Annotated in this window: 1 protein-coding gene; it reads left to right on the plus strand. The window is 39.1% G+C overall.

Annotated elements, in window-relative coordinates; translation table 11 throughout:
- Window positions 1-84: 84 nt before the first annotated feature.
- The coding region (locus N482_RS06635; protein WP_155730526.1) for an ISAs1 family transposase at window positions 85-394 on the plus strand (310 nt) is incomplete at its 3' end.

The raw sequence follows: 394 nt of genomic DNA on the forward strand, positions 1-394 counted from the left end.
TGTATTTTAAGCAATTAGCACAGCCTATCTTGCTTTAAGGTTTCAAATATGATCGTATACTCTATTTTTGAGTAACGCACCATTATGAGCCTGAACGCTTTGACAAAACACTTTGAATCAATAGAAGACCCTCGCCAAAAAATTAAAGTAATTTACTCTTTACACGATGTCTTGTTTCTTACCGTAACAGCTATTATTGCTGGTTGTGAAGGCTGGGAAGATATTGAGGACTTTGGCCATTGCAGGCTTGAATGGCTGCGCCAGTATGCTTCTTTTAAACACGGCATTCCCGTTCATGACACCATTGCACGTCTTGTCAGTCGTGTTAATCCTGATGCACTTCATAAGTGTTTTGTTGAATGGATGAAAGAAACAGAAACACTCACTGACAATC

The organism is Pseudoalteromonas luteoviolacea NCIMB 1942, from assembly GCF_001625595.1.
GTDB classification, from domain to species: Bacteria; Pseudomonadota; Gammaproteobacteria; order Enterobacterales; family Alteromonadaceae; genus Pseudoalteromonas; species Pseudoalteromonas luteoviolacea_A.